The sequence below is a fragment of the Micromonospora sp. NPDC050276 genome (assembly GCF_044459545.1).
Taxonomy (GTDB): Bacteria; Actinomycetota; Actinomycetes; order Mycobacteriales; family Micromonosporaceae; genus Micromonospora.
This window is the reverse complement of the sequence record NZ_JBITJA010000008.1, coordinates 47,279-67,628: the sequence shown is the minus strand read 5'-3', so window position 1 is coordinate 67,628 and position 20,350 is coordinate 47,279. Positions and strand designations below refer to the sequence as shown.

22 protein-coding genes are annotated in these 20,350 nt (G+C 72.4%); 8 read left to right on the top strand and 14 right to left on the bottom strand.

Annotated features, from left to right (window positions below; genetic code table 11):
- The first annotated feature begins 18 nt into the window (after positions 1-18).
- Complete coding sequence (locus ACIBF8_RS18895) at positions 19-1,017, top strand: tyrosine-type recombinase/integrase (RefSeq protein WP_396784438.1); 999 nt, start codon at positions 19-21, stop codon at positions 1,015-1,017.
- Positions 1,018-1,032: 15 nt separating this feature from the next.
- Here the strand turns inward: ACIBF8_RS18895 and ACIBF8_RS18890 are convergent, their stop codons facing one another.
- From ACIBF8_RS18890 to ACIBF8_RS18880, 3 genes are read right to left on the bottom strand one after another with little or no spacing between them, the layout of a single operon-like run.
- Positions 1,033-1,404, bottom strand: coding sequence for a VOC family protein (locus tag ACIBF8_RS18890; protein WP_396784436.1), 372 nt, complete (start codon positions 1,402-1,404; stop codon positions 1,033-1,035).
- Between the two features lie 45 nt (positions 1,405-1,449).
- Positions 1,450-2,622 carry a PQQ-binding-like beta-propeller repeat protein gene (locus ACIBF8_RS18885; protein WP_396784435.1) on the bottom strand — a complete coding sequence of 391 codons (1,173 nt, stop codon included), beginning with the start codon at positions 2,620-2,622 and terminating at the stop codon, positions 1,450-1,452.
- Between the two features lie 30 nt (positions 2,623-2,652).
- The gene (locus tag ACIBF8_RS18880) at positions 2,653-4,356 is read right to left on the bottom strand and encodes an acyl-CoA dehydrogenase family protein (RefSeq protein ID WP_396784434.1); all 1,704 of its coding nucleotides are present in this window, start codon (positions 4,354-4,356) and stop codon (positions 2,653-2,655) included.
- A 184-nt stretch (positions 4,357-4,540) separates the two neighbouring features.
- Between ACIBF8_RS18880 and ACIBF8_RS18875 the strand changes: the two genes are divergently transcribed.
- Positions 4,541-4,951 carry a hypothetical protein gene (locus tag ACIBF8_RS18875; protein ID WP_396784885.1) on the top strand — a complete coding sequence of 137 codons (411 nt, stop codon included), beginning with the start codon at positions 4,541-4,543 and terminating at the stop codon, positions 4,949-4,951.
- 198 nt (positions 4,952-5,149) lie between these two features.
- Here the strand turns inward: ACIBF8_RS18875 and ACIBF8_RS18870 are convergent, their stop codons facing one another.
- From ACIBF8_RS18870 to ACIBF8_RS18855, 4 genes are all read right to left on the bottom strand, one after another.
- Positions 5,150-5,866, bottom strand: a complete 717-nt coding sequence (locus ACIBF8_RS18870; RefSeq protein ID WP_124821847.1) for a thymidine kinase — start codon at positions 5,864-5,866, stop codon at positions 5,150-5,152.
- A gap of 56 nt (positions 5,867-5,922) precedes the next feature.
- Positions 5,923-7,317, bottom strand: coding sequence for an MFS transporter (locus tag ACIBF8_RS18865; RefSeq protein ID WP_396784432.1), 1,395 nt, complete (start codon positions 7,315-7,317; stop codon positions 5,923-5,925).
- A gap of 16 nt (positions 7,318-7,333) precedes the next feature.
- Positions 7,334-8,101: a glycerophosphodiester phosphodiesterase gene (locus ACIBF8_RS18860; RefSeq protein WP_396784430.1), complete on the bottom strand. Its 768-nt coding sequence runs from the start codon at positions 8,099-8,101 to the stop codon at positions 7,334-7,336.
- A gap of 96 nt (positions 8,102-8,197) precedes the next feature.
- Positions 8,198-8,674 (bottom strand): MarR family winged helix-turn-helix transcriptional regulator, encoded by a 477-nt coding sequence (locus ACIBF8_RS18855; protein WP_396784429.1) that lies wholly within the window; start codon positions 8,672-8,674, stop codon positions 8,198-8,200.
- A gap of 56 nt (positions 8,675-8,730) precedes the next feature.
- Here ACIBF8_RS18855 and ACIBF8_RS18850 point away from each other — a divergent pair, with 56 nt between their 5' ends.
- Positions 8,731-9,630, top strand: a complete 900-nt coding sequence (locus tag ACIBF8_RS18850; protein WP_396784427.1) for an alpha/beta hydrolase — start codon at positions 8,731-8,733, stop codon at positions 9,628-9,630.
- A 189-nt stretch (positions 9,631-9,819) separates the two neighbouring features.
- Here the strand turns inward: ACIBF8_RS18850 and ACIBF8_RS18845 are convergent, their stop codons facing one another.
- Positions 9,820-10,587 (bottom strand): lysophospholipid acyltransferase family protein, encoded by a 768-nt coding sequence (locus tag ACIBF8_RS18845; protein WP_396784426.1) that lies wholly within the window; start codon positions 10,585-10,587, stop codon positions 9,820-9,822.
- A 162-nt stretch (positions 10,588-10,749) separates the two neighbouring features.
- Here ACIBF8_RS18845 and ACIBF8_RS18840 point away from each other — a divergent pair, with 162 nt between their 5' ends.
- The 3 genes from ACIBF8_RS18840 to eis all read left to right on the top strand — a co-directional run bounded on the left by ACIBF8_RS18840 (position 10,750) and on the right by eis (position 14,522).
- Positions 10,750-12,162 carry a cytochrome ubiquinol oxidase subunit I gene (locus ACIBF8_RS18840; RefSeq protein ID WP_396784425.1) on the top strand — a complete coding sequence of 471 codons (1,413 nt, stop codon included), beginning with the start codon at positions 10,750-10,752 and terminating at the stop codon, positions 12,160-12,162.
- A gap of 14 nt (positions 12,163-12,176) precedes the next feature.
- Complete coding sequence (gene cydB / locus ACIBF8_RS18835; RefSeq protein ID WP_396784423.1) at positions 12,177-13,175, top strand: cytochrome d ubiquinol oxidase subunit II; 999 nt, start codon at positions 12,177-12,179, stop codon at positions 13,173-13,175.
- A gap of 153 nt (positions 13,176-13,328) precedes the next feature.
- A complete protein-coding gene (gene eis, locus ACIBF8_RS18830; RefSeq protein ID WP_396784421.1) occupies positions 13,329-14,522 on the top strand; it encodes an enhanced intracellular survival protein Eis in 1,194 nt (397 codons plus the stop codon).
- A gap of 81 nt (positions 14,523-14,603) precedes the next feature.
- Here the strand turns inward: eis and ACIBF8_RS18825 are convergent, their stop codons facing one another.
- Positions 14,604-15,047 carry a MarR family winged helix-turn-helix transcriptional regulator gene (locus ACIBF8_RS18825; RefSeq protein ID WP_396784419.1) on the bottom strand — a complete coding sequence of 148 codons (444 nt, stop codon included), beginning with the start codon at positions 15,045-15,047 and terminating at the stop codon, positions 14,604-14,606.
- 96 nt (positions 15,048-15,143) lie between these two features.
- Here ACIBF8_RS18825 and ACIBF8_RS18820 point away from each other — a divergent pair, with 96 nt between their 5' ends.
- Positions 15,144-15,596: a MarR family winged helix-turn-helix transcriptional regulator gene (locus ACIBF8_RS18820; RefSeq protein ID WP_396784418.1), complete on the top strand. Its 453-nt coding sequence runs from the start codon at positions 15,144-15,146 to the stop codon at positions 15,594-15,596.
- A gap of 6 nt (positions 15,597-15,602) precedes the next feature.
- On the opposite strand, the gene ACIBF8_RS18815 is transcribed toward ACIBF8_RS18820, so the two are convergent.
- The 3 genes from ACIBF8_RS18815 to ACIBF8_RS18805 form a co-directional block, all read right to left on the bottom strand.
- The gene (locus tag ACIBF8_RS18815) at positions 15,603-16,289 is read right to left on the bottom strand and encodes a hypothetical protein (RefSeq protein ID WP_396784416.1); all 687 of its coding nucleotides are present in this window, start codon (positions 16,287-16,289) and stop codon (positions 15,603-15,605) included.
- An 83-nt stretch (positions 16,290-16,372) separates the two neighbouring features.
- On the bottom strand, positions 16,373-16,834 hold the full coding sequence (locus ACIBF8_RS18810; protein WP_396784415.1) for a peroxiredoxin: 462 nt from the start codon (positions 16,832-16,834) through the stop codon (positions 16,373-16,375).
- A 45-nt stretch (positions 16,835-16,879) separates the two neighbouring features.
- The gene (locus ACIBF8_RS18805; protein WP_396784414.1) at positions 16,880-17,713 is read right to left on the bottom strand and encodes a patatin-like phospholipase family protein; all 834 of its coding nucleotides are present in this window, start codon (positions 17,711-17,713) and stop codon (positions 16,880-16,882) included.
- Positions 17,714-17,803: 90 nt separating this feature from the next.
- Here ACIBF8_RS18805 and ACIBF8_RS18800 point away from each other — a divergent pair, with 90 nt between their 5' ends.
- Entirely contained in the window at positions 17,804-18,532 is a 729-nt protein-coding gene (locus ACIBF8_RS18800) for an SDR family oxidoreductase (protein ID WP_396784413.1), read from the top strand.
- Positions 18,533-18,596: 64 nt separating this feature from the next.
- On the opposite strand, the gene ACIBF8_RS18795 is transcribed toward ACIBF8_RS18800, so the two are convergent.
- Together ACIBF8_RS18795 and ACIBF8_RS18790 are read right to left on the bottom strand one after the other, a co-directional pair.
- On the bottom strand, positions 18,597-18,722 hold the full coding sequence (locus ACIBF8_RS18795; RefSeq protein ID WP_256443348.1) for a hypothetical protein: 126 nt from the start codon (positions 18,720-18,722) through the stop codon (positions 18,597-18,599).
- Positions 18,719-20,131 (bottom strand): OFA family MFS transporter, encoded by a 1,413-nt coding sequence (locus ACIBF8_RS18790; protein ID WP_396784412.1) that lies wholly within the window; start codon positions 20,129-20,131, stop codon positions 18,719-18,721. Before ACIBF8_RS18790 ends, ACIBF8_RS18795 begins: the two co-directional genes overlap by 4 nt.
- Positions 20,132-20,350: the final 219 nt, after the last annotated feature.

The following is a 20,350-nucleotide window of genomic DNA, read 5'->3' as shown; positions in this document are numbered from 1 at the left end:
GCTGAGAGCCTTTTTCACATGGTGCCCTCCGACGCTCCGGTGCTCGCCCGTCCGACCGCGCCACCGGCGCTGCCGAGCGGGCCGGTCGAGGTCACCGAGGCGTGGCTGCGCAACCGGCGGCTGTCCGAGCACACCCGCGACGCGTACCGACGTGACGTCACCGGTTGGCTGCGCTGGTGCGCCGGCCGCGACCTGGACCCGCTGCGGGCCACGTTCCTGCACGTCAACGAGTACGCCCGCGCTTTGGAGAGCAGCGTCGGCGCCCGCAGTGGCCGCCCACTGACCCCGGCGACCGTCGCACGTCGACTCTCCGCACTGTCCAGCTGGTACGACTTCCTCGTCAAACTGGGCGGTGTGCCGGCCAACCCGGTCTCCGGTGCCGACCGCCCCCGCGTCGACCGGGACCACTCCGCCACCATCGGGCTCACGCCCGAGGAGGTGGACGCCCTGCTCAGCGCCGCCGACGCGGACACCGGCGCGACCGCTGTGCGCAACCGGGCGGCGATCGCGCTCCTCGCCGACCTGGGGCTGCGGGTCGGTGAACTGATCTCGCTGGACCTGACCGACCTCGGCACCGAACGCGGCCACCGCAGCGTGCGCTTCGTCGGCAAGGGCGGCAAGCAACGCCGCCGCGCCCTCACCCCCGGCACCGGGTACGCCGTGGACGCCTACCTGGCCCAGCGGGCCGCCGCCACCGGTGTGCCGGTGCCCGAGCTGACCGGCCCGCTGCTGGTCACCGCCAGCGGTGCCCGGCTGGATCGGCACTCGGTGTTCCGGATGGTCCGGCGGCTCGCCCGAGCCGCCGGCATCCCGGCCTGGGCGAAGCTGTCCCCACACTCGCTGCGGCACGCCTTCGCCACCACGGCCCGCTCCGAGGGCGTGCCGTTGGAGGACGTGCAGGACGCGATGGGGCACGCCGACCCGCGCACCACCCGCCGCTACGACCGGGACCGGCACAACCTCGACCGTGACCCGGCCTACGCGGTGTGGGCCGCCCGGTCGCGCCGCCGCGGCTGAGCAACGCCTGCCGCGTCAGCCCTGTGGCCGGGGGCAGATGCAGAACGGCTGCCCGATCGGGTCGAGCAGCACCACCCACCGCTCCCCGCCGGGCTGGAAATCCGGCTTCGACGCGCCCGCCGCGACGAAGCGCTCCTCTGCCGCCGCCAGGTCGTCGACGTACAGATCCAGGTGGTAGCGCTGGTCGCCGGTGGGGTCCGGCCAGGAGGGCGGTCGGTAGCCCTCGACCAGGCCGAAGCCGATCGAGACGCCGCCGGAGCTGATCATCGCGTACTCCGGCTGGCTGTGGGTGACCTCCCAACCGAGCACCTGGTGGTAGAACGCGGCGTGGCCGGCGGGGTCGGACGTGTCGAGGTTGACCATTGCGAGGTCGGCAGCAGCTGTCACGCCGGCAGTATGCCGAGGAGGCCCGACAACCTCGGCCCGAGACACTTACCGGGCGTCGAGGGGCCAGAGCACCACACGGGCGGTGCCGTCGCGGCAGATGAGCCCGGTGCCGACCCGCCGGCAGTCGGTCAGCCCCACCGGCAGCACGGCGGTCACCCGGTGACCGTCGCGTCCGACCGTCGCGACCAGGACCCGCCTGCCGTCCGCCGCCAGCCCCAGCACCACCAGGGGTTCCGTGGCGACCCGTGGCCCGGCCACCGGGTGCCAGCGCGCGCCGGCCGGCCAGGTCCACACCCGTGACCCGGTGCCCGCGTCGATCGCCCAGCGCCCCTGCTCGTCCTGCCCGCAGATCAGGCCATCGCAGGGCCGCAGGGTCAGCTCACCCGCCTGCACCGGCAGCCGCCAGCGCGGCACCAGCCCGGGTAGGTCGTACCCGCTCAACGTCACCGCGCCACCGCTCGGGTGGCGCAGCACCAGGTGTTCGCCCGCGACCTGGGGGTTGTCCGGGCCGTAGTCGGCCGGCGGGAGCCGTCCCCGCCCACGTTCGGTGCCGTCGCGGGCGTCGAGCAGCCGGGCCAGCCCGTCGTCCTGCACCAGCAGCAACCGCCCCGGAGTGCCGGGCAACACCCGCAGCGCGGCGGTGGAGGGCACCGGGACCGACCATCGGGTCGCGCCGGTGGCCGGGTCGACGCCGTGCACCGTGCCCTCGACCCGCCGGCCCGGTTCGGAGGCGCTGCGCACCTCGCTCACCGCTACCGCCGTGTCCCCGACCGCGTACACCCGCTCGGGTCGCCGCCACACCGGCTGGCCGGTCCGCATCGACCGCGCGGTGGTCACCCGCGCCCCACGCGTCTGGTCACGCTCGACGAGCAGCAGCAGGTCACCGGCGGCTTCGGCGGACCACCCGGCGGCGGGCGGCACGGTGACCCGCCAGCGTGGCGGGCCGTCCGGCGCGGTCGAGTCGTAGGCGCTCAGCGTCGGCGGATTGGTGCCGGCGTCGACGACCAGCAGCAGCGGCCCCGCCCCGAGCACGGTCGCCCGGGCGGGCACCGCCGGCCCGACCTGGGGCGACAGTCGCGCGGTCGAAGCGGCGCCGCCGAGCAGGGCACAGGCCGCCACCACCAACGCCACCCGCCAACGGCGGGACACCTCCGGCGGTGGCACCCGGTCGTCCAGCGGAGCGCCCCGCTCGTCGCCCAGCTCGATCAGCACCGACATGGCGCCCACCCGTCCGCTCGTCTCGATCGGTCAGCAGAGCAGATCCAGGTGGTGGTGGGCGTCCTCGGCGATCTCCTCGTGCCGCAGCCAGCGGCGCGCCCACAACCGGGCGGCCAGCTCCGCCTGCTCGTCACCCCACGCGGCGTGCTCGACCAGCAACGCGGTGGTCAGCGCGTACGCCAGTCGCAACGCCAGGCCACGGGCGCCCGCGAGCACCGTCGGCGTGCCCGGGTCGGCGGTCACCGCGGTGATGGTCTGCGCCAGCTGCGTTGCGGTGGTGGCCAGGGTGTCGGCCAGCACCGGCGACAGCGGCCGGGCCAGGTCGACGGCGGCGGCGAGCCGGGTCAGCAGCGGCGCGCCGGCGTCCTCCCGGGTCAGCGCGCGCAGCACGTCCAGGGCCAACACGTTGGTGGTGCCCTCCCAGATCGGCAGCACCTGCGCGTCACGCAGCAGCCGGGGCACACCGGTGTCCTCCACGTAGCCGGCCCCACCGAAGCTCTCCACGTACTCGCTGGCGGAGCTGACGGCGAGCCGGCCGGTGGCCAGCTTCGCCAGCGGCGCCACGATGCGCAGCTCCGCCGCGGCCGCCGGGTCGGTGCCGACCTCCACCCGACCGAGCAGGGCGAACGCGTGCCCGGCGAGGGCGAACGCCCCCGCCGCGTCGACCGCGAGGGTGCCCAGGGTGGCCCGGTGCAGGGGCGAGGATGCCAGCGGACCACCGGCGACGTGCCGCACGTCGGCGTACGCGCGGGCGTAGGCGAGGCCCCGTCGCATCCCGCCGGCCGCCGCCGCGGCGTTGTGCACCCGGGTCACCACGACCAGGGTCATCGCCCGGACCAGGCCGGCCACCGCCGGGTCGCCCAGCGGGACGGCGTACGCGTCGCGCAGGCCGATCTCGGCGGTGGGCAGCGCCCGGGTGCCGAGCTTGTCCTTGAGTCGGTGCACCGTGACACCCGGCGCGGGTGCGCCCGGCGCCGGGCCGTCGGCCAGCGGTGAGTCGGCCGCGTACCGGGGAACGAGGAACGGCGCGAGCACCCGGCTGCCCCGCCCGGCGCCCTCCGGTCGGGCCAGCGCCACCGCCATCGCCGCGTCGGCGGCGGAGCAGAACCACTTCTCCCCGGTCAGCCGCCACGAACCATCCGCCGCCGGTCGGCCGAGCGTGCTGGAGCGGCCCAGGTCGGAGCCGCCCTGCGACTCGGTCATCCACTGCCCGCTGGTGATCGCCGTGTCCGGGTCCGTGGAGATCAGCCGGGGCAGCCAGGCGGCACGGACCGTGGCGTCGACGTCGGGCAGGCTGAGCAGCGCCGCCGCGCCGTCGGCCATCGCCACCGGGCAGGAGAACGTCGCCGACTCCGGCCCGTACAGGTGCAGCAGGGCGTGTTGCACGACCCGGGCGGCGGCACCCCAGGTGCCCCGGGCGTCCGGGAGGTAGGGCAGCGCGACCACGGCGTGTCGGGCGGCGGCGGCGCGCTGCGCCTGCCAGCCGGCGGAGGTGTCGATGCGGTCGATCCGGGCGCCCCACGGGTCGTAGCGGACCAGCGTCGGCGGGTGCGCCTCCGCGTCGGCGTGCGCCGCGCGCAGCGGCCCGGTGACGTCGGCGGCCAGGTCCGCGAGACGACCCTTCGCGGCCGCGTGCCCGCCCGGGCCGAGGTGACGCTCCAGCCAGGACCGCAGCAGGCCATCACCGGCGTACGGGTCGACGGGGGGTGGTACCGGCTGCACGAAGCGGCTCATCGATCGGCTCCTGGCACTGCTCGGGGGTGTGCGCCGACGGTAGACGATGCGTGGCCGGTCCGAACAGGGTGAGTCGCCGGACCCGATTTCCCACTTGTCGTGATTCGGTGCGACGGGTTATCTACGGTCGGTAGTCGTGGGTGCCGGCCAGTCATGGAGCCGACCGGCCCGGCGTCGCCGCCCGATGCGTACCGGGTTGGCGTTCGCCGGGATCGGTGTGGCGCTGTGCTGCGTCGGGGTGGCCGGGTTGGGCGCCTGGAACCTGCAGACCGTCCGCCAGGCCGCCGGCCCGATCCGGGAGACCGCCGACGGTTTCCTCAACGAGGTGGCGCTCGGTGACAGCGAACGGGCGTACGAGCGGCTCTGCGAAGACGCGCGCAGCCGGTGGAGCGCGATCGGCTTCACCAGTTGGGTGCGGACGCCGCCGATGGTCACCGACTACGAGATCACCGACGTGTCGGTCGCCACCCGCAGCGGGCGACCACACGGCACGGTGACCGTGAAACTGACCCGCGACGGCGGGCTCAGCGAGGAACGTCGCCTGCCGGTGATCCGCGAGGACGGGGACTGGCGGGTGTGCGGTGACCCCTTCTGAACCCCCGGTCGTGCGGCCACAGCGGCCCTGGCTGCTACGCGAACGTCGGGGGGTGGAGCCGCCCTGATCCTGACCGACCGGTTCCGGCCCCCGGCGGTGGTGCGATGACCGGCGGGCCACGCATCCGAGGTTGGCCGCCGGGGCGGCGCTGCTGATCACGGTCGGGGTGATCGTGGCCGACCGTGCGCCGCGGGCGCCTCAGTCGCGGGGGCCCAGGTCGCCGCTGCGGTAGTGCCGGCGGCAGAGCACCTGGTAGCGCACCTCGGCGGTGTCCACGGTGTCGCCGATGACGACTTGGGCGCCCTCGCGGACGACCCGCCCGTCCACGACGCGGGCGTTGAGCAGCCCCTCGCGACCGCACCAGCAGAGCACCTCGACCTGGATGCGGGCCACCTCGTCGGCCAGCTCGAACAGGCGCTGCGCGGCGGGGAACATGCGCGACCGGAAGTCGGTGGCCAGGCCGAACGCGAACACGTCGACGTCGTAGCTGTCGACCAGCTCGGCCATCTGCTCGACGTGCTCGACGGTGTAGAAACACGCCTCGTCGCAGATCAGGTAGTCGACGCGTACCCCGTCGGCCCACCGGCCGCGCACCAGGGCCCGCAGGTCCAGGTCGTCGGTGACCTCGATGGCCTCGTGGGCCAGGCCGATACGGGTGGTGACCTGCGGCCCCAGCGACCGGTCGATGCGGGTGGTGACCAACCCGCGCCGGCCCTGCCGGGCGTGGTTGTAGTTCATCTGCAACGCCATCGTGGACTTGCCGCAGTCCATCGGCCCCCAGAAGAACTTCAACGCCGCGGCGTGCACCGGACGCCCGTCGAGCCCGCGCGCGGCCGCGCACCCGGCCGGGGCGTGTGGCTGGCCGGGGAACGGATGGGCCAGGCAGGTCGGGGCGGTGGCGGCGTCGTCGGTCACGGTCGGGCAGCCTAGCCCATCGACCGGCCCGAATAGGTCGGGCGCGGGATCGGTGCTCAGAGCACCCGGGGTGGCGTGTTGCCCGCGGCGACGATGGCGCGGCGGATCGGCACGGCGGCGAGGAGCAGGAACCCGATCACGAAGAAGATCAGCAGTGAGACCAGGCCCACCCGGTACGAGGCGGTGAGTTGGAACACCAGGCCGAAGGCGAGCGGGCCGAGCCAGCTGGTGCCCTTGTCGCTGATCTCGTAGAAGCCGTAGTACTCGCCTTCCTTGCCGGCCGGGATGAGCTGGCTGAACAGCGACCGGCTCAGCGCCTGGCTGCCGCCGAGGACCAGGCCGATGGCCGCGCCGAGGACCATGAACGGCACCGGCGCCTCGGCCGGCAGCCGGAACGCGCCGATGATCACACCGGTCCAGAGCACCAGGCTGAGCAGCACGGTCTTCCAGGCGCCGATGCGCCGGGCCAACGCGCCGAGGCCCAACGCGCCCCCGAAGGCGAGGAACTGCACCAGCAGGATGGTGACGATCAGGGTGCTCTGCTCCAGGCGCAGTTCCTCGGTGCCGTACTGGCTGGCCAGGGTGATGACGGTCTGGATGCCGTCGTTGTAGACCAGGAACGCCAGCAGGAAGAACAGCGTCAACGGGTACGCCTTGATCTCGCGCAGGGTGCGGCCCAGTTGCCGGAACCCGTCGGTGAGCACGTTGCCCTGCCGGGTCAGCGCCGCCGCCGTGCTGGGCCGTTCCCGCAGCCAACGCAGCGGCACCAGAGTGAACACCGCCCACCACACACCGGCGGAGACGATCGACCAGCGGGCCAGGTCCAGGGTGCGCTGCGGGTTGTCGTCCTCGCTGAACAGGGTGACCGCGACCAGGTTGAACGCCAGCAGCAGGCCGCCGCCCAGGTAGCCCAGCGCCCAGCCGCGGCTGGAGATGCCGTCGCGTTCGTCCGGGCCACCGAGCTGCGGCAGGAACGAGTTGTAGACCACGAGGGCCGCGCCGAAGGAGATGTTGGCGATCAGGAAGAGCGCCCCGCCGAGCAGGTAGCGGTCGCCGGTGACGAAGGCCATCGCGACGGTCGCGGCGGCACCGGTGAACGCGGCCCCGCCGAGCAGCCGCTTCTTGTGCGCCGACCGGTCGGCGATCGCCCCGATCACCGGTAGCACGAAGACGGTGAGAAACACCGACAACGAGATCAGGTACGGGTAGTAGGACCCGGCCGCCACCCGGATGCCCAGCGGGTGCACGTACCCGTCGCAGGTGTCCGCGCCCAACTCGCACCCGGCGGCCAACTCCGCGACGGTGGTGAGGAACGGGCCCAGGAACACCGTGATGACGGTGGTCTGGAACGCCGAGTTGGCCCAGTCGTAGATGTACCAGCCGCGCCGCTCCCGACGAGTGCTCGCCGGGGGCGGGGTGTCGTCCACCGTGGGGGTCACGGTCTCGGCCATCGGGGTCCTTCGACGCTCAGGCGGCCCAGTGGCCGCGGCTGCGGTAGACGTCGCGCAGCACGCCGACGTGATCGGTCATGATGCCATCCACGCCACGATCCAGTAACTCGTGCATCTGGGCTGGTTCGTCGATCGTCCAGACGTGCACCTGCAGCCCGATGCGGTGGCAGTAGTCGAGGAACCGGCGGTCCACCACCGGCATCCGCCCGTAACGCGGTGGCACCTGCGCGGCGACCACCGACGGCGGCAGCCGCAGCGGACGCCCATGCAGGGAGGCGAGCCGCAGCCGGGCGACGCCGCGCATGCCCAGGCTGGTGGCGACCCGTCCCTCGGTGAGCGCGCGCAGCCGGATCAGCCGGGCGTCGCTGAACGAGGCGAGCAGCACCCGGTCGCCGGCGCCGGCCCGGGCCACGGTCGCGACCGTCGGCTCGACGCCGCCGTCGGCCTTGACGTCGATGTTGAAGCGGACCTGCGGCCAGGCGCCCAACACCTCGTCGAGCCGGGGTACGACGGCAGCGCCACCGACGCGTACCGAGGCGAGGTCGGCCCAGCTCATCTCGGCGATGCGCCCCGGCTCACCGGTGACCCGCCGCAGCGTCGGGTCGTGGAAGATCACCGCTACGCCGTCCGCGGTGGCGTGCACGTCGGTCTCCACGTACCGGTAGCCCAGCCCGATGGCCCGGGCGAACGCCTCGGCGGTGTTCTCGTCGCCCTCGGCGGCGCCGCCACGGTGGGCGAACGCCAGCGGCGCGGGCGCGTCGAGGTAGCCGAATCGGGTCAACACGCGACGCAGTATGCCCTCGGTTGGTGGCCGGCGGGTGACCGGCCGGCGTCTGTCGCCCTCCCGCGCGGGACTGGGCGGCGGTGCGGCATCAAACGTTTAGCCGACCGGCGTGCCGACACCGCCGTGCTCCAAGATGGCGCGCAGCCGTGCCAGCGTCTGACCGAGTTCCGCGATCCGGGCCGGGGCGATCGACGGACCGAGGTGCGTGGCCAGGTGTTCCTGGAAGGTGCCTTCAGCGTCACCGACGAGCTCCGCGCCCTGCGGAGTCAACTCCAGGAGTAGTGACCGGCCGTCGGCGGGGTTCGGCACGCGCCGAACCCAGGCCCGGGCCTCGAGCCGGCCCACGCCCTTGCTGGTCGCCCCGACCCCGATCGCGAAAAACTCGGCGAGATCGGCGACCCGCGAACCAGGATGGTCACGTAGGTAGATCAGGAACTCGAACTGCGAAGCCACGATGCCGTGTTTTCGACGCAACGTCTCGTTCAAGGCGTTGTAGAGCCGCGTCTCACAGCGGACCAGGTCACTGAAGACCTGAGCGAGTGTGACGGACTCGACGCCGGAAAAAGATGCCACGGCAGGTATATTAGCTTCCACGGCATCTACTTTATCGCCCATGGGAGGCGTCGGACATGAGCAGGGAACAGCGCGCGGCAATCGGCGCCATGCTGGGTGACGGGCCCAAGGGCTTCGCGCCGGAGTCGGTCGAGACGATGCGGGAGAACTTCGCCGCGCTCATGGCGCTGTTCCCGGTTCCTCCGGTGCGGACCTCGGAGCTGACCCTGGGCGGTCGTCCAGCGGTGCTGGTCGAACCGGAGGGCGAGACCCGGCCGGGCACGATCCTGTACTTTCACGGCGGCTCGTTTGCGCTCGGTTCTCCGCAGACCGCGATGGGCCTGACCGCGAGTCTGGTCAGGCGGACAGGAATGCGGGCCTTCTCCCTCGACTACCGGCTGGCCCCGGAGAACCCGTTCCCGGCCGCGATCGAGGACTGCCTCGCGGCGTACCGGTCCCTGCTCGACAGCGGCGTCGCCGCCGAGTCGATCGCGTTCGCGGGCGATTCCGCCGGCGGTGGCCTCACGGTGACCACCACCCTCGCCGCCCGAAACGCCGGGCTGCCGCTGCCGGGCGCGCTTGTCGCGTTCTCGCCCGGTCTGGATCACACCCGCACGGGTGAGTCGATGGACACCAAGGAGGGCATCGACCCGTTCTTCACCCGGCAGGGCATGGCCCACACGGCGGGGTTCTATCTCGGCGGCCAGGACCCGAGCCAGGAGCTCGCCGCGCCCGCCGTGCTCGCCGACCTGACCGGCTTCCCGCCGATCCTGCTGCAGGTCGGCACGAACGAACTGCTGCTCGACGACTCGGTCCGGCTGGCGAAACGCGCCCGCGACGCCGAGGTCGACGTCATCCTCGACATCACCGCCGGCGTTCCGCATGTCTTCCAGTCCTTCATCGGCCAGCTCGACGAGGCCGACCAGGCCCTGGACCGCGCCGCCCTGTTCATCACGCAGCGACTACAGACCCCCTGAGCGCCGAAGGCTAATTTCCTCGTCGCAAGCGGGACGCCGGCGTCGCAATCCAGCAGGGCGTGCCGACGCTCGCGCACGAACGGTCATTCCTCGATCATCATCGGATCCTGAACGCCAGGGTTCCCCTGACCGCGGACGTACCTCCCGACCGCGGGGGAGAACGCTGCAGCCCGATCTCGGTGCCGGGGCTTACCGCGAGTGGCGGCGGTGGGCGCGGCTGGGGTCGACGGGGCGGCCGGGGTCGACGTGTCGGGGCAGGTCGGGCTCGTCGGGGCGCAGCGGGGCCAGGGTGTCGGTGAGGGCGTCGATGATCCGGTCGGTGGCCCGGCGGGGCGCGCCGGGGCTTGCCGCCGTTGTCTCACCCAGGTCGACGGGGGTGCCGAAGTGCACCCGGATCACCGGTCGGCGCCACAGTGAGCGGGCGATGCCGCGCAGCATTCCCCGGGGCGCCTGGTAGGGCAGCACCTCGTGTGAGCCCCACTGGGCGACCGGGATGACCGGGGCGCCGCAGGCCAGGGCCAGTCGGGCGGCGCCGGTCTTGCCGCGTTCGGGCCACAGGCCGGGGTCCAGGCCGATGCGTCCCTCGGGGTAGATGAGGATCACCGAGCCGCGGGCGACGGCCGCGGCGGCGTCGTCGAGCGCCCGGTGCACGGCGCTGGTGCCCCGGTCGACCCGGATGTGCCCGGCGTGGCGCATGGCGGCGCCGAACACGGGGGCCCGGAACAGCCCGGCGGTCGCCATGATCCGCGGAGCGACCCCGCGGGTCTGGCAGGCGGCGGCCATCACCACCGGGTCGAACGGGCTGATGTGGTTGGCGGCCAGCACCAGCGGGCCACGTCGCAGGTGCGCCGGGACGTCACCGGTGACCTCGAGGCGGGCGAGCGGGCCGACCAGGCCCCGGGCCAGCAGGAGGGCGGCGCGCCAGATCAGTGGCGGCTGCCAGGTGGAGGTGTTCATCAGCGCGCCATCGTCGCACGCGGCGGCGGGGGCGCGAGGGCGGGTCGGGTGATCAGGGTCATTGGTCCCGGGTCGTTTCGGGCCGCCCGGCCCTGCTCTTTTCTCTACGACGAGCAGTAGTATTTACTACGTCTTGTAGTACGGATGGTTGGGGGTTTTCAGGTGGACGCGTTGGACGTTGCCCGCTGGCAGTTCGGTGTCACCACCGTCTACCACTTTCTCTTCGTGCCGCTGACCATCGGCCTGTCCGTGCTGGTGGCCATCCTGCAGACGATGTGGCACCGCACCGGCAACGAGCGCTACCTCAAGCTCACCAAGTTCTACGGCAAGCTTTTCCTGATCAACTTTGCCATGGGTGTGGTCACCGGCATCGTGCAGGAGTTCCAGTTCGGTATGAACTGGAGCGACTACTCCCGCTTCGTGGGTGACATCTTCGGCGCACCGCTGGCCATCGAGGCACTGGTCGCGTTCTTCCTCGAATCCACCTTCATCGGCCTGTGGATCTTCGGCTGGGACCGGCTGCCCAAGCGGGCACACCTGGCCAGCATCTGGGCCGCCGCGATCGGCACCAACCTGTCCGCCTACTTCATCCTCGCGGCGAACTCGTTCATGCAGAACCCGGTCGGCTACCGGATCAACCCGGACAGCGGACGCGCCGAACTGACCGATTTCCCGGCCGTGCTGACCAACAAGGTCGCCCTGATCACCTTCCCGCACACGCTGGCCGGCTCGTTCCTGGTCGCCGGGTCGCTGATCGTCGCGGTCGGCCTCTGGCACGTCATCCGCAACCGCGACTCCGCCGACACCGGCGCGTACCGCTTCGCCACCAAGTTCGGCTCCTGGGTGGTCCTGGTCGCCTCCGCCGCCGTCCTGTTCACCGGCGACATCCAAGGCAAGATCATGACGGACGTGCAGCCGATGAAGATGGCCGCCGCCGAGGGCCTCTACTCCACCGAGAGCCCCGCCTCGTTCTCCGTGCTCACCATCGGCAGCCTCGACGGCAGCCGCGAGGTGTTCGCCCTCAAGATCCCGTACCTGCTGTCGTACCTGGGCACCGGCGACCCGCACGGCACCGTGCACGGCATCAACGACCTGCAGGCCCAGTACGCCACCCAGTACGGCGCGGGCAGCTACACCCCGATCATCCCGGTCACCTACTGGAGCTTCCGCTTCATGATCGCCTTCGGGATGGCCGCCGGGGCGATCGCCCTGCTGGTGCTCTGGAGCCAGCGCAAGGGCCGCACCCCGAGCAGCAAGTGGCTGCTGCGCGCCGGGCTGGCCATGCCGGTACTGCCGTTGCTGGCCAACTCGTTCGGCTGGATCTTCACCGAGATGGGCCGTCAGCCGTGGATCGTCTTCGGCGAGATGCTCACCCGCAACGGCGTGTCCCGCAGCGTCTCGCTGACCGAGGTGCTCACCTCCTTCACCGCCTTCACGCTGATCTACGCCACCCTCGCCGTGATCGAGGTCAAGCTGCTGCTGCGCTACGCCAAGGCCGGCGTGCCGGACGTCAGCGAACAACCCCTCACCGACGACACCGACGACGCCGAGCGCCCGCTCGCCTTCGCCTACTGATCCCGGAGCCCATCGTGGAACTGACCACCATCTGGTTTCTCCTCGTCGCCGTGCTGTTCACCGGGTACTTCATCCTGGAGGGCTTCGACTTCGGCGTCGGCATGCTGCTGCCCGTGCTCGGCCGCGACGATCGGGAACGCCGCGTCCTGATCAACACCATCGGCCCGGTCTGGGACGGCAACGAGGTGTGGCTGATCACCGCCGGTGGCGCCATGTTCGCCGCGTTCCCCGAGTGGTACGCCACCCTGTTCTCCGGCTTCTACCTGCCGCTGCTGCTGATCCTGCTGGCCCTGATCGCCCGGGGGGTCGCCTTCGAGTACCGGCACAAGCGTCCCGAGGCGTCCTGGAAGCGCCGCTGGGACGCGGCGATCGTGGTCGGTTCGCTGCTGCCGGCGATCCTGTGGGGTGTCGCCTTCGCCAACATCCTGCGCGGCGTGCCCCTGGACGCCGACCACGAGTACGTCGGCGGCCTGCTGGACCTGCTCAACCCGTACGCCCTGCTGGGCGGCGCGACCACCCTCGCGCTGTTCCTCACCCACGGCGCGGTGTTCCTCGCCCTGAAGACCACCGGCGACATCCGCGAGCGCGCGGGCGCCCTCGCGGTGCGCCTGGGCGCCGGCGCCGCCGTGCTCGCGGTCGGGTTCCTCACCTGGACGCTGAGCATCCGCTCCAGCGCGGCCGCCGTCGTGCTCGCCGTCGGCGCGGCCCTCGCCCTGCTCGGCGCGCTGGCCGCCGCCCGGGTGCGCCGGGAGGGCTGGGCGTTCACCGGTACCGCGGTGGCGATCGGCCTGGCCGTGGCGACCCTGTTCGCGGCGCTGTTCCCGAACGTGCTGCCGTCCACCCTGGACGCGGCCGGCACGCTGACCGCCACCAACGCCGCCTCCACCCCGTACACCCTGAAGATCATGACCTGGGTGGCGGTGATCTTCACGCCGGTCGTGCTGGCCTACCAGGGCTGGACGTACTGGGTGTTCCGCAAGCGCATCGGCGTGGCCAACATCCCGCAGCACTGACCGCCGAACCGCGTCGATCTTGCACTTTCGGTTGTCGTTCTGCGTGGGATGCACCTTATGCCGCCGCAGAAAGTGCAAGATCGACGAGGATGGGGGGTTCGTCGCGGTGGTATATCGGCTGTCGGGGCGGGGCTGCCTCGCTACGGTGTGCCGATGCCTGCCACCGTGCACGTACGCGAACTCACCGCCGACGACCTCGACGCCGCCTGGGAGCTGGGCCGGTTCGCGTTCGGCGCCAACCCGGAGCGCCCCTCCAGCACGAGCGTCGACGTGCCCGGCATGACCCGCTACGGCGCGTTCGACGACGCCGGTCGGCTCGTCGGCAAGGCCGTCGACCTGCACCACGACCAGTGGTGGTCCGGGCGGGCGGTGCCGGCCGCCGACGTCGCCGGGGTGGCGGTCGCCCCCGAGGCCCGTGGTCGGGGCGTGGCCCGCGCGATGCTCACCGCTCTGCTGGCCGGCGCCCGCGACCGTGGGGCGGCGATCAGCGCGCTCTATCCGACCGTCGCCGCCCCCTACCGGGCCTGTGGGTGGGAGGCCGCCGGTGTGCTGCGCACGGTCGACCTGGCCACCGCCGCGTTGCCCCGGCACCGGCCCGCGTCGCACCTCACTGTCCGGGCCGGCACACCCGCCGACCTGGCGGCCGTCGCCGGGCTGTACGAGCGGGTCACCCGGCACCGCAACGGCATGCTGACCCGCCGGGGGAAGCTGTTCGACTTCTTCGCCGCCGATGGTGGCCTGCCCGGCGACGGGCTCACCCTCGTCGAGGCCGACGGCGAGCTGGTCGGCTACGCCACCTGGCAGCGCGGCCGGGGCTACGGGGCCGACTCGGTGCTCACCGTTGACGAGGCCCTGGCCGTCACGGCCGAGGCCGCCCGGGAACTCGTCGGGGTGCTCGGCAGTTGGGCCAGCGTCGCGCCGAGGGTGCGGCTGTGCCCGCTCGACGGGGACGCCGTGAGTGTTCAGCTGCCGTTGGAGTCGGCCCGCGAGCACGAGCGGGACCTGTGGATGCACCGGCCGGTGGACGTGGCCCGCGCGGTCAGCGCGCGGGGGTGGCCCGCGTACGCCCGGGGCGCCGTGGACTTCCACCTCACCGACCCGCTCGCCGAGTGGAACACCGGCACCTGGCGGTTGGCCGTCGCCGATGGCGCCGCCGAGCTGACCCGCGTCGACGGTGCGGCGGATCTGCGGCTGGACGTCCGCGGTTTCGCGTTGCTGTACGCCGGGGCGGCGCACGCTCGCTCGGTCGCGCAGGCCGGCCTGCTGCACTGTGCCGGTGACACCGACCCGGCCGCCCTGGACCTGCTGGGCGTCGGCGGCCCGGCGCAGCTGCTCGACTACTTCTGACCGGCCGGGCCCGGCACCGTGTGCCGCTGACGGGGCCCCTGACCGGGCGCGCGCCGGCGTCGACGCGGGCCGCGCGCCCGGTCAGGTCGGGGTTGCCGCCAGTTCGGCGTTGGCGCGTTGGGTGACCAGGGTGAGCACTCGGGCGGCGGCGCTCGCCTCGTCGGTGGGGATGCCCGCGTACATGCGGGCGCTGATGCCCACGACGGCGTCGGCGATGCGGGCCTGTACGGCGTGACCGGCGTCGGTCAGCCGTAGCCGCGTCGCGGCATCCGGGTCGACCTCGACGAGGTTCGCGTCGACGAGGGTGGCGAGTACCCGCCGCACCTCCGGCTCGTGGACCTTGAGCGTGCTGGTGATCCGCTGGGTGAGCTGGGCGCGTTCGGCCGGGCCGTTGGCGAGGATGTTGAGCACGAGCACCTGGTTGAACTCGACGCCGAGGGGAGCGACGGCCCGTTCGAGCAGGGCCCGGGTGGCGTAGTGGGCCTGGCCGATGACCTGGCCGTTGAGGGTGGGGACGGTGGACATGATGCCTCCTTCGAAACGTTGGCCAAACCAACGTTGGTGAAGCCAACGTATCATCCGATCGTGGGTCACGCCAACGATTCCTGGTAGCCTGCGCCCATGGAATCCACGGCCCCGCAGTCACCCGCCGGGCTCAGCACCGCCCCGAGCTGGCTGCTCAACCAGACCGCCAGTCATGCCGCCCGCCTGCTCAGCGAGGGCTTCGCCGCGCACGACCTGCGCGGCTACCACTACCGGCTGCTCGCCACCCTGGCCGAGGAAGGGCCCGCGAGTCAGGCCGACCTCGGCCGCCGCTGCGGCATCGACCGCAGCGACGTGGTGGCCGCCATCAACGACCTGGCCGGGCGAGGGCTCGTGGTGCGTGCCCCCGACCCGGCCGATCGCCGCCGCAACGTCATCAGCGTCACCGACGCGGGCATCGACGAGGCCCGCCGGATGGGCGACACCGTCGAGCGCGTCCAACGCGACCTGCTCGCCCCACTGTCCACCAGCGAGCGCGAGCAGCTGACCCGACTGCTCACCCGACTGCTGCGCCACCACAGCGGAAGCTGACCCGCCTCAGCGGGCCTCGCGCAGCTCCGCCAGCCGGGCCTCGATCTCGGCCAGCTCGGCGCGCAGCTTCTCCGCCTGCTGCTCCGCCTCGGCCCGTTCGGTGCCGAGGATCTGCTCCACCGCCTCCTGCACCCCCGGCACGTCCACCAGGGCCACCATCTTCAACGCCTCGGCCGGCTTCACCACGTACGGCTTCGCCAGTGCCTTGCTGCCCTGCTGCGCGGCGACGGTCCACTCACCGTCGGCGTACGCCAGGGTCACCGTGAGGCCGGCGGGGCCCTTCGGCTTGACGGCCTTGACCGCCCGCCGCGCCGGCGGCTTCTCCGTCTGCTCCACCTTCGGCTCCTCCTGTCGCTGCGCGGGCACCCGCGGCGTGTCCAACACGAACTCCGGCGCGGCCACCGCGGGCGGCTCCTGCGGCTCGGGCTCCGGCTTCGGCTCCGCCACCCGACGGCCGACGCCCTTGGGCGCCACGGCCAGGTCGGCGGGGGAGAACGGCAACTCGTCGCGCCCGAAGCGCACCACCACGAACTCGTCGGACACCTCGGGGTCGGTCAGCTCGATCACCTGACCGACCTGACCGGCGATCTGCCCCGCCGACGCGGTGAACACCACCCGTGGCTTGCGCCCGGCCGCCAACGCCTCCCGGATGCTCTGCACCTCGTTAGTGGACAAACCCTGGCCGGCATCCATCACAACCCTCTTCCGTACACCTGTTTGATTGCTGTCTTGATACCAGCCGACTGCGACACCCGCCGCACGGGGCTCGCGCCCACTCAGCCGCCCAACGCCCGCAGGGCCCGGTCCGCGTGGTCGTTCATGCTGACCTCGCTGTGGATCACCTCGATGACCCGCCGGTCGGTGCCGATCACGAACGTCATCCGCTTCATGCTCAACGGCCCCAACGGCACCCGCCGCCTGACCCCGAACTGCTGCGCCACCGTGCCGTCGGCGTCCGACAGCAGCGGATAGTCGAAGCCGTGCAGCTGGGAGAACTCGGCCTGCTTCGCCACCGAATCCCGACTGATGCCCACCCGCGTCGCGCCCAGCGCGGTGAACTCCGCCGCGAGGTCCCGAAAGTGGCAGCTCTCCGCCGTGCACCCCCGGGTCATCGCCGCCGGATAGAAGAACAGCACGACCGGCCCCGTCGCCAGGAACTCCGACAGCCGCCGCGGCGTGCCCGTCTCATCCGGCAGCTCGAAATCCTGCACCACGTCACCGACACCCACACCCGCCACCGCGCACCTCCATCGTCCGACCGACCGCGCGGTGAGCGTAAGCGATCACGCCCAGAGCGTCGCCACCTCGTCGGCCACCACGTCGGCCTGCGCCCGCCCGGCCCGCGCCGCCCCCGCCCGCCGGGCCGGGTCCAGCACGTTGCGGCCGATCGCCGTGCGCGCCGCCGCGTCCGGCATCACCACCAGCACCCGTGACCCGGCCGCCCGCAACCCGTCCACCTGCGCCGACAGCCGCGGCATCGGCCCGAACGCCGCCGAGGTCGGCGCGAGCACCAGCACCGCCCGGGCGTCCGCCGCCAGGTCCGCGTTCACCGTCGAGCGCATCCCACCGTCGACGAAACGGCGCGCGCCGATCGTCACCGGCGGCCACACCCCGGGCACCGCGCAACTCGCGCCCACCGCGTCCACCAGGGACACCCCGCTGTCGCGGTCGAAGACCACGAACTCACCCGACGCCGCGTCCACCGCCGTGACCAGCAACCGCCGCGCCGGCCACTCCCGGTCCGGCAGCCGAGCCTCGATCACCGCCCGTCGCGACGCCTCCGACGGGGTACGCGCCGCCAACGCCATCGCCCCGATCCGCGCCCGCGAACGCACCGCGTCGCGGGTCCGACCGCCGGCCCAGATCAGCCGCGCCAGCACCGCGAAGCCCAACCGCGCCGCCACCTCACTCGACGGAGGCGCCAACTGCTCGGCGTAGAACCGCTGCACGGGCAACCCGGAACACACCTGCGCGCCGACCACCGAGCCCGCCGACGTGCCCACCACCAGATCCGCCTCGGTGACCGGCACACCCCGCTCGACCAACCCCGCCAGCAGCCCCAACTCCCAGGCCACCCCGGTCACCCCGCCACCGCCGAGCACCAACGCCCGCTGCATGTGACTCTCCTCTCGACGACCGACCCGCGCCGGTCACGGTAGCGTCGGCACGACCAGCACGCAGCCGGCAGACACCCCCGGGGAGGCACCGTGGCACCCGTCACCGTCATCACCGGCGGCGGACGAGGCATCGGCGCGGCCACCGCCCGCCGGCTCGCCGCGGCCGGTCACCACGTCGCGCTGTGCTACCGCCGCGACGAGGCCGCCGCCACCGCCGTCCTGGCCGACCTGCGCGCCGCCGGCGCACAAGCCATCGCGGTACGCGCCGACACCACCGACCCCGACCAGGTGAGCGCCCTGTTCGACGCCGCCGGTCAGCTCGGCCCGCTCACCGGCCTGGTCAACAACGCCGGCGTCACCAGCCCCATCGGGCCCTTCACCGAACTGCGCGTCGAGGACCTGCGCCGGGTCGTCGACGTCAACCTCGTCGGGTACGTCCTCTGCGCCCAGCAGGCCGCCCGGCGGCTGACCGACGGCGGGGCGATCGTCAACGTCTCGTCCGCGGCCGCGACCCTCGGCAGCCCGGGGGAGTACGTGCACTACGCCGCCGTGAAGGCCGCCACCGACACCCTCACCGTCGGCCTGGCCAAGGAACTCGCCCCGAGGGGCATCCGGGTCAACGCCGTAGCACCCGGCATCGTGCGCACCGACATCCACGCCGACTCCGGTGTGCCCGACCGCGCCGATTCCGCCGTCGGTCGCATCCCGCTGGGCCGCGCCGGCGAACCCGACGAGATCGCCGCCGCCATCGCCTGGCTGCTCGGCCCGGACGCCTCGTACGCCACCGGGACGGTGTTACGCGTCTCCGGCGGTCTCTGACCACGCGCCTTCGCGGTCGGCGACCGCCGGGCGTTCGCGCTGGTCGGAGACCGCCGGATCCGGCTCAGTGGGTGAACAGCTTCGCCGCGGTGATGACGGTCTGCGCCACCCCGTAGCCGAGCAGCGCCGCCACCACCAACCAGGAGATCCACAACCGGGCCTGCTGCCCGGGTCGGCTGTCCTCGCTCATCGCGTTGCACTCCTCTGCGCCATCTCGTCGTCGGTCGTCTGCTGTTCCGCCGATGGTTCGTGGTAGCGCTGCGGCACCGGCCGCACCAGCAGGTTCGCCACGAAGCCCACGGCCAGCACCCCCACCATCGTGAACAGCGCCGGCCGGTACGCCGCCGCCGTCAACGAGCCCGGCTCACCCTGCGCGTCGAGGAACCCGTTGACGATCAGCGGACCCGCGATCCCGGCCGCCGACCAGGCGGTCAGCAGCCGCCCGTGGATCGCCCCGACCTGGAAGGTGCCGAACAGGTCCCGCAGGTACGCCGGCACGGTGGCGAACCCACCGCCGTAGAAGGACAGGATCACGCAGGCCAACAACACGAACAGGGCCGTCGAGGTCTGCCCGACCAGCGCCAGCAGCGCGTACAGCGCCATGCCGACACCGAGGTACACCAGGTAGATCGGTTTACGGCCGATGACGTCCGAGGTGGACGACCACACGAACCGGCCGGCCATGTTGAACAGCGACAGCAGACCCACGAAGCCGCCGGCCGCCGCGACGGTCACCGCCGAGGTGCCGTTGTCGCGGAAGAAGTCCTGGATCATCGGGCTGGCCTGTTCCAGGATGCCGATGCCCGCGGTCACGTTGCAGAACAGCACCACCCACAGCAGCCAGAACGAGCGGGTCTTCACCGCGTTCGCCGCCGACACGTTCGCCGTGGTGACCAGCGGTTTCGCCGCCATGCTCGCCGGATCGAAGCCATCCGGGTGCCAGCCCTGCGCCGGCACGCGCACGTTCGCCACCCCGAACATCATGATCACGAAGTAGCCCAGGCCGAGCGTCACGAACAACCACACCAGTGCGCTGCCCGAGGCCGTCGACCCGGCGTTGGCCGGGTCGTAGCCGGCGTCGTAGAACGACAACAGTTGCCGCGACAGGGGAGAGGCGACCATCGCCCCACCACCGAACCCCATGATCGCCAACCCGGTGGCCAGGCCCGGCCGGTCCGGGAACCACTTGATCAGGGTGGAGACGGGGGAGATGTAGCCGATGCCCAGCCCGATGCCGCCGAGCAGCCCGTAGCCCAGATACAGCAGCCACAGCTGCTTCGTGGCGATGCCCAGCGAGCCCACCAGGAAACCCGCCGCCCAGAAACACGCGGACACGAACATCGCCTTACGCGGCCCGTTCGCCTCCACCCAGGTCCCGGCGACCGCGGCGGACAACCCCAGCATCACGATCGCGATACTGAAGATCACCCCGATCGCCGTCTGACTGGTGTCGAAGTGGGCGATCAGCGAGTTCTTGTAGACGCTTGTCGCGTAGACCTGACCGATGCAGAGATGGATGGCCAACGCCGCCGGAGGAATGAGCCAGCGGCTGTAGCCGGGCGGCGCGACGGTGTGCCGACGATCGAGTGCGGAAAGCATGCGCTGCTTCCTCTCCGAAGAGGACGAAAGACGTCGCACACAACGTGCCCACACCACTCGTAACCGGCAAACCCACCGTCGCCGGACGGTCGCTGCGGTGAGCTGAGCGGTCAGTCAGCGCCCGCGCCGAGCGGGCGGCGCTGCGAGCGTTGTCGCCGCAGCGCTTCCCGCACGTCCTCGCCGCCACCGCCGCACGGCGACCCGTACCACCGGATGACC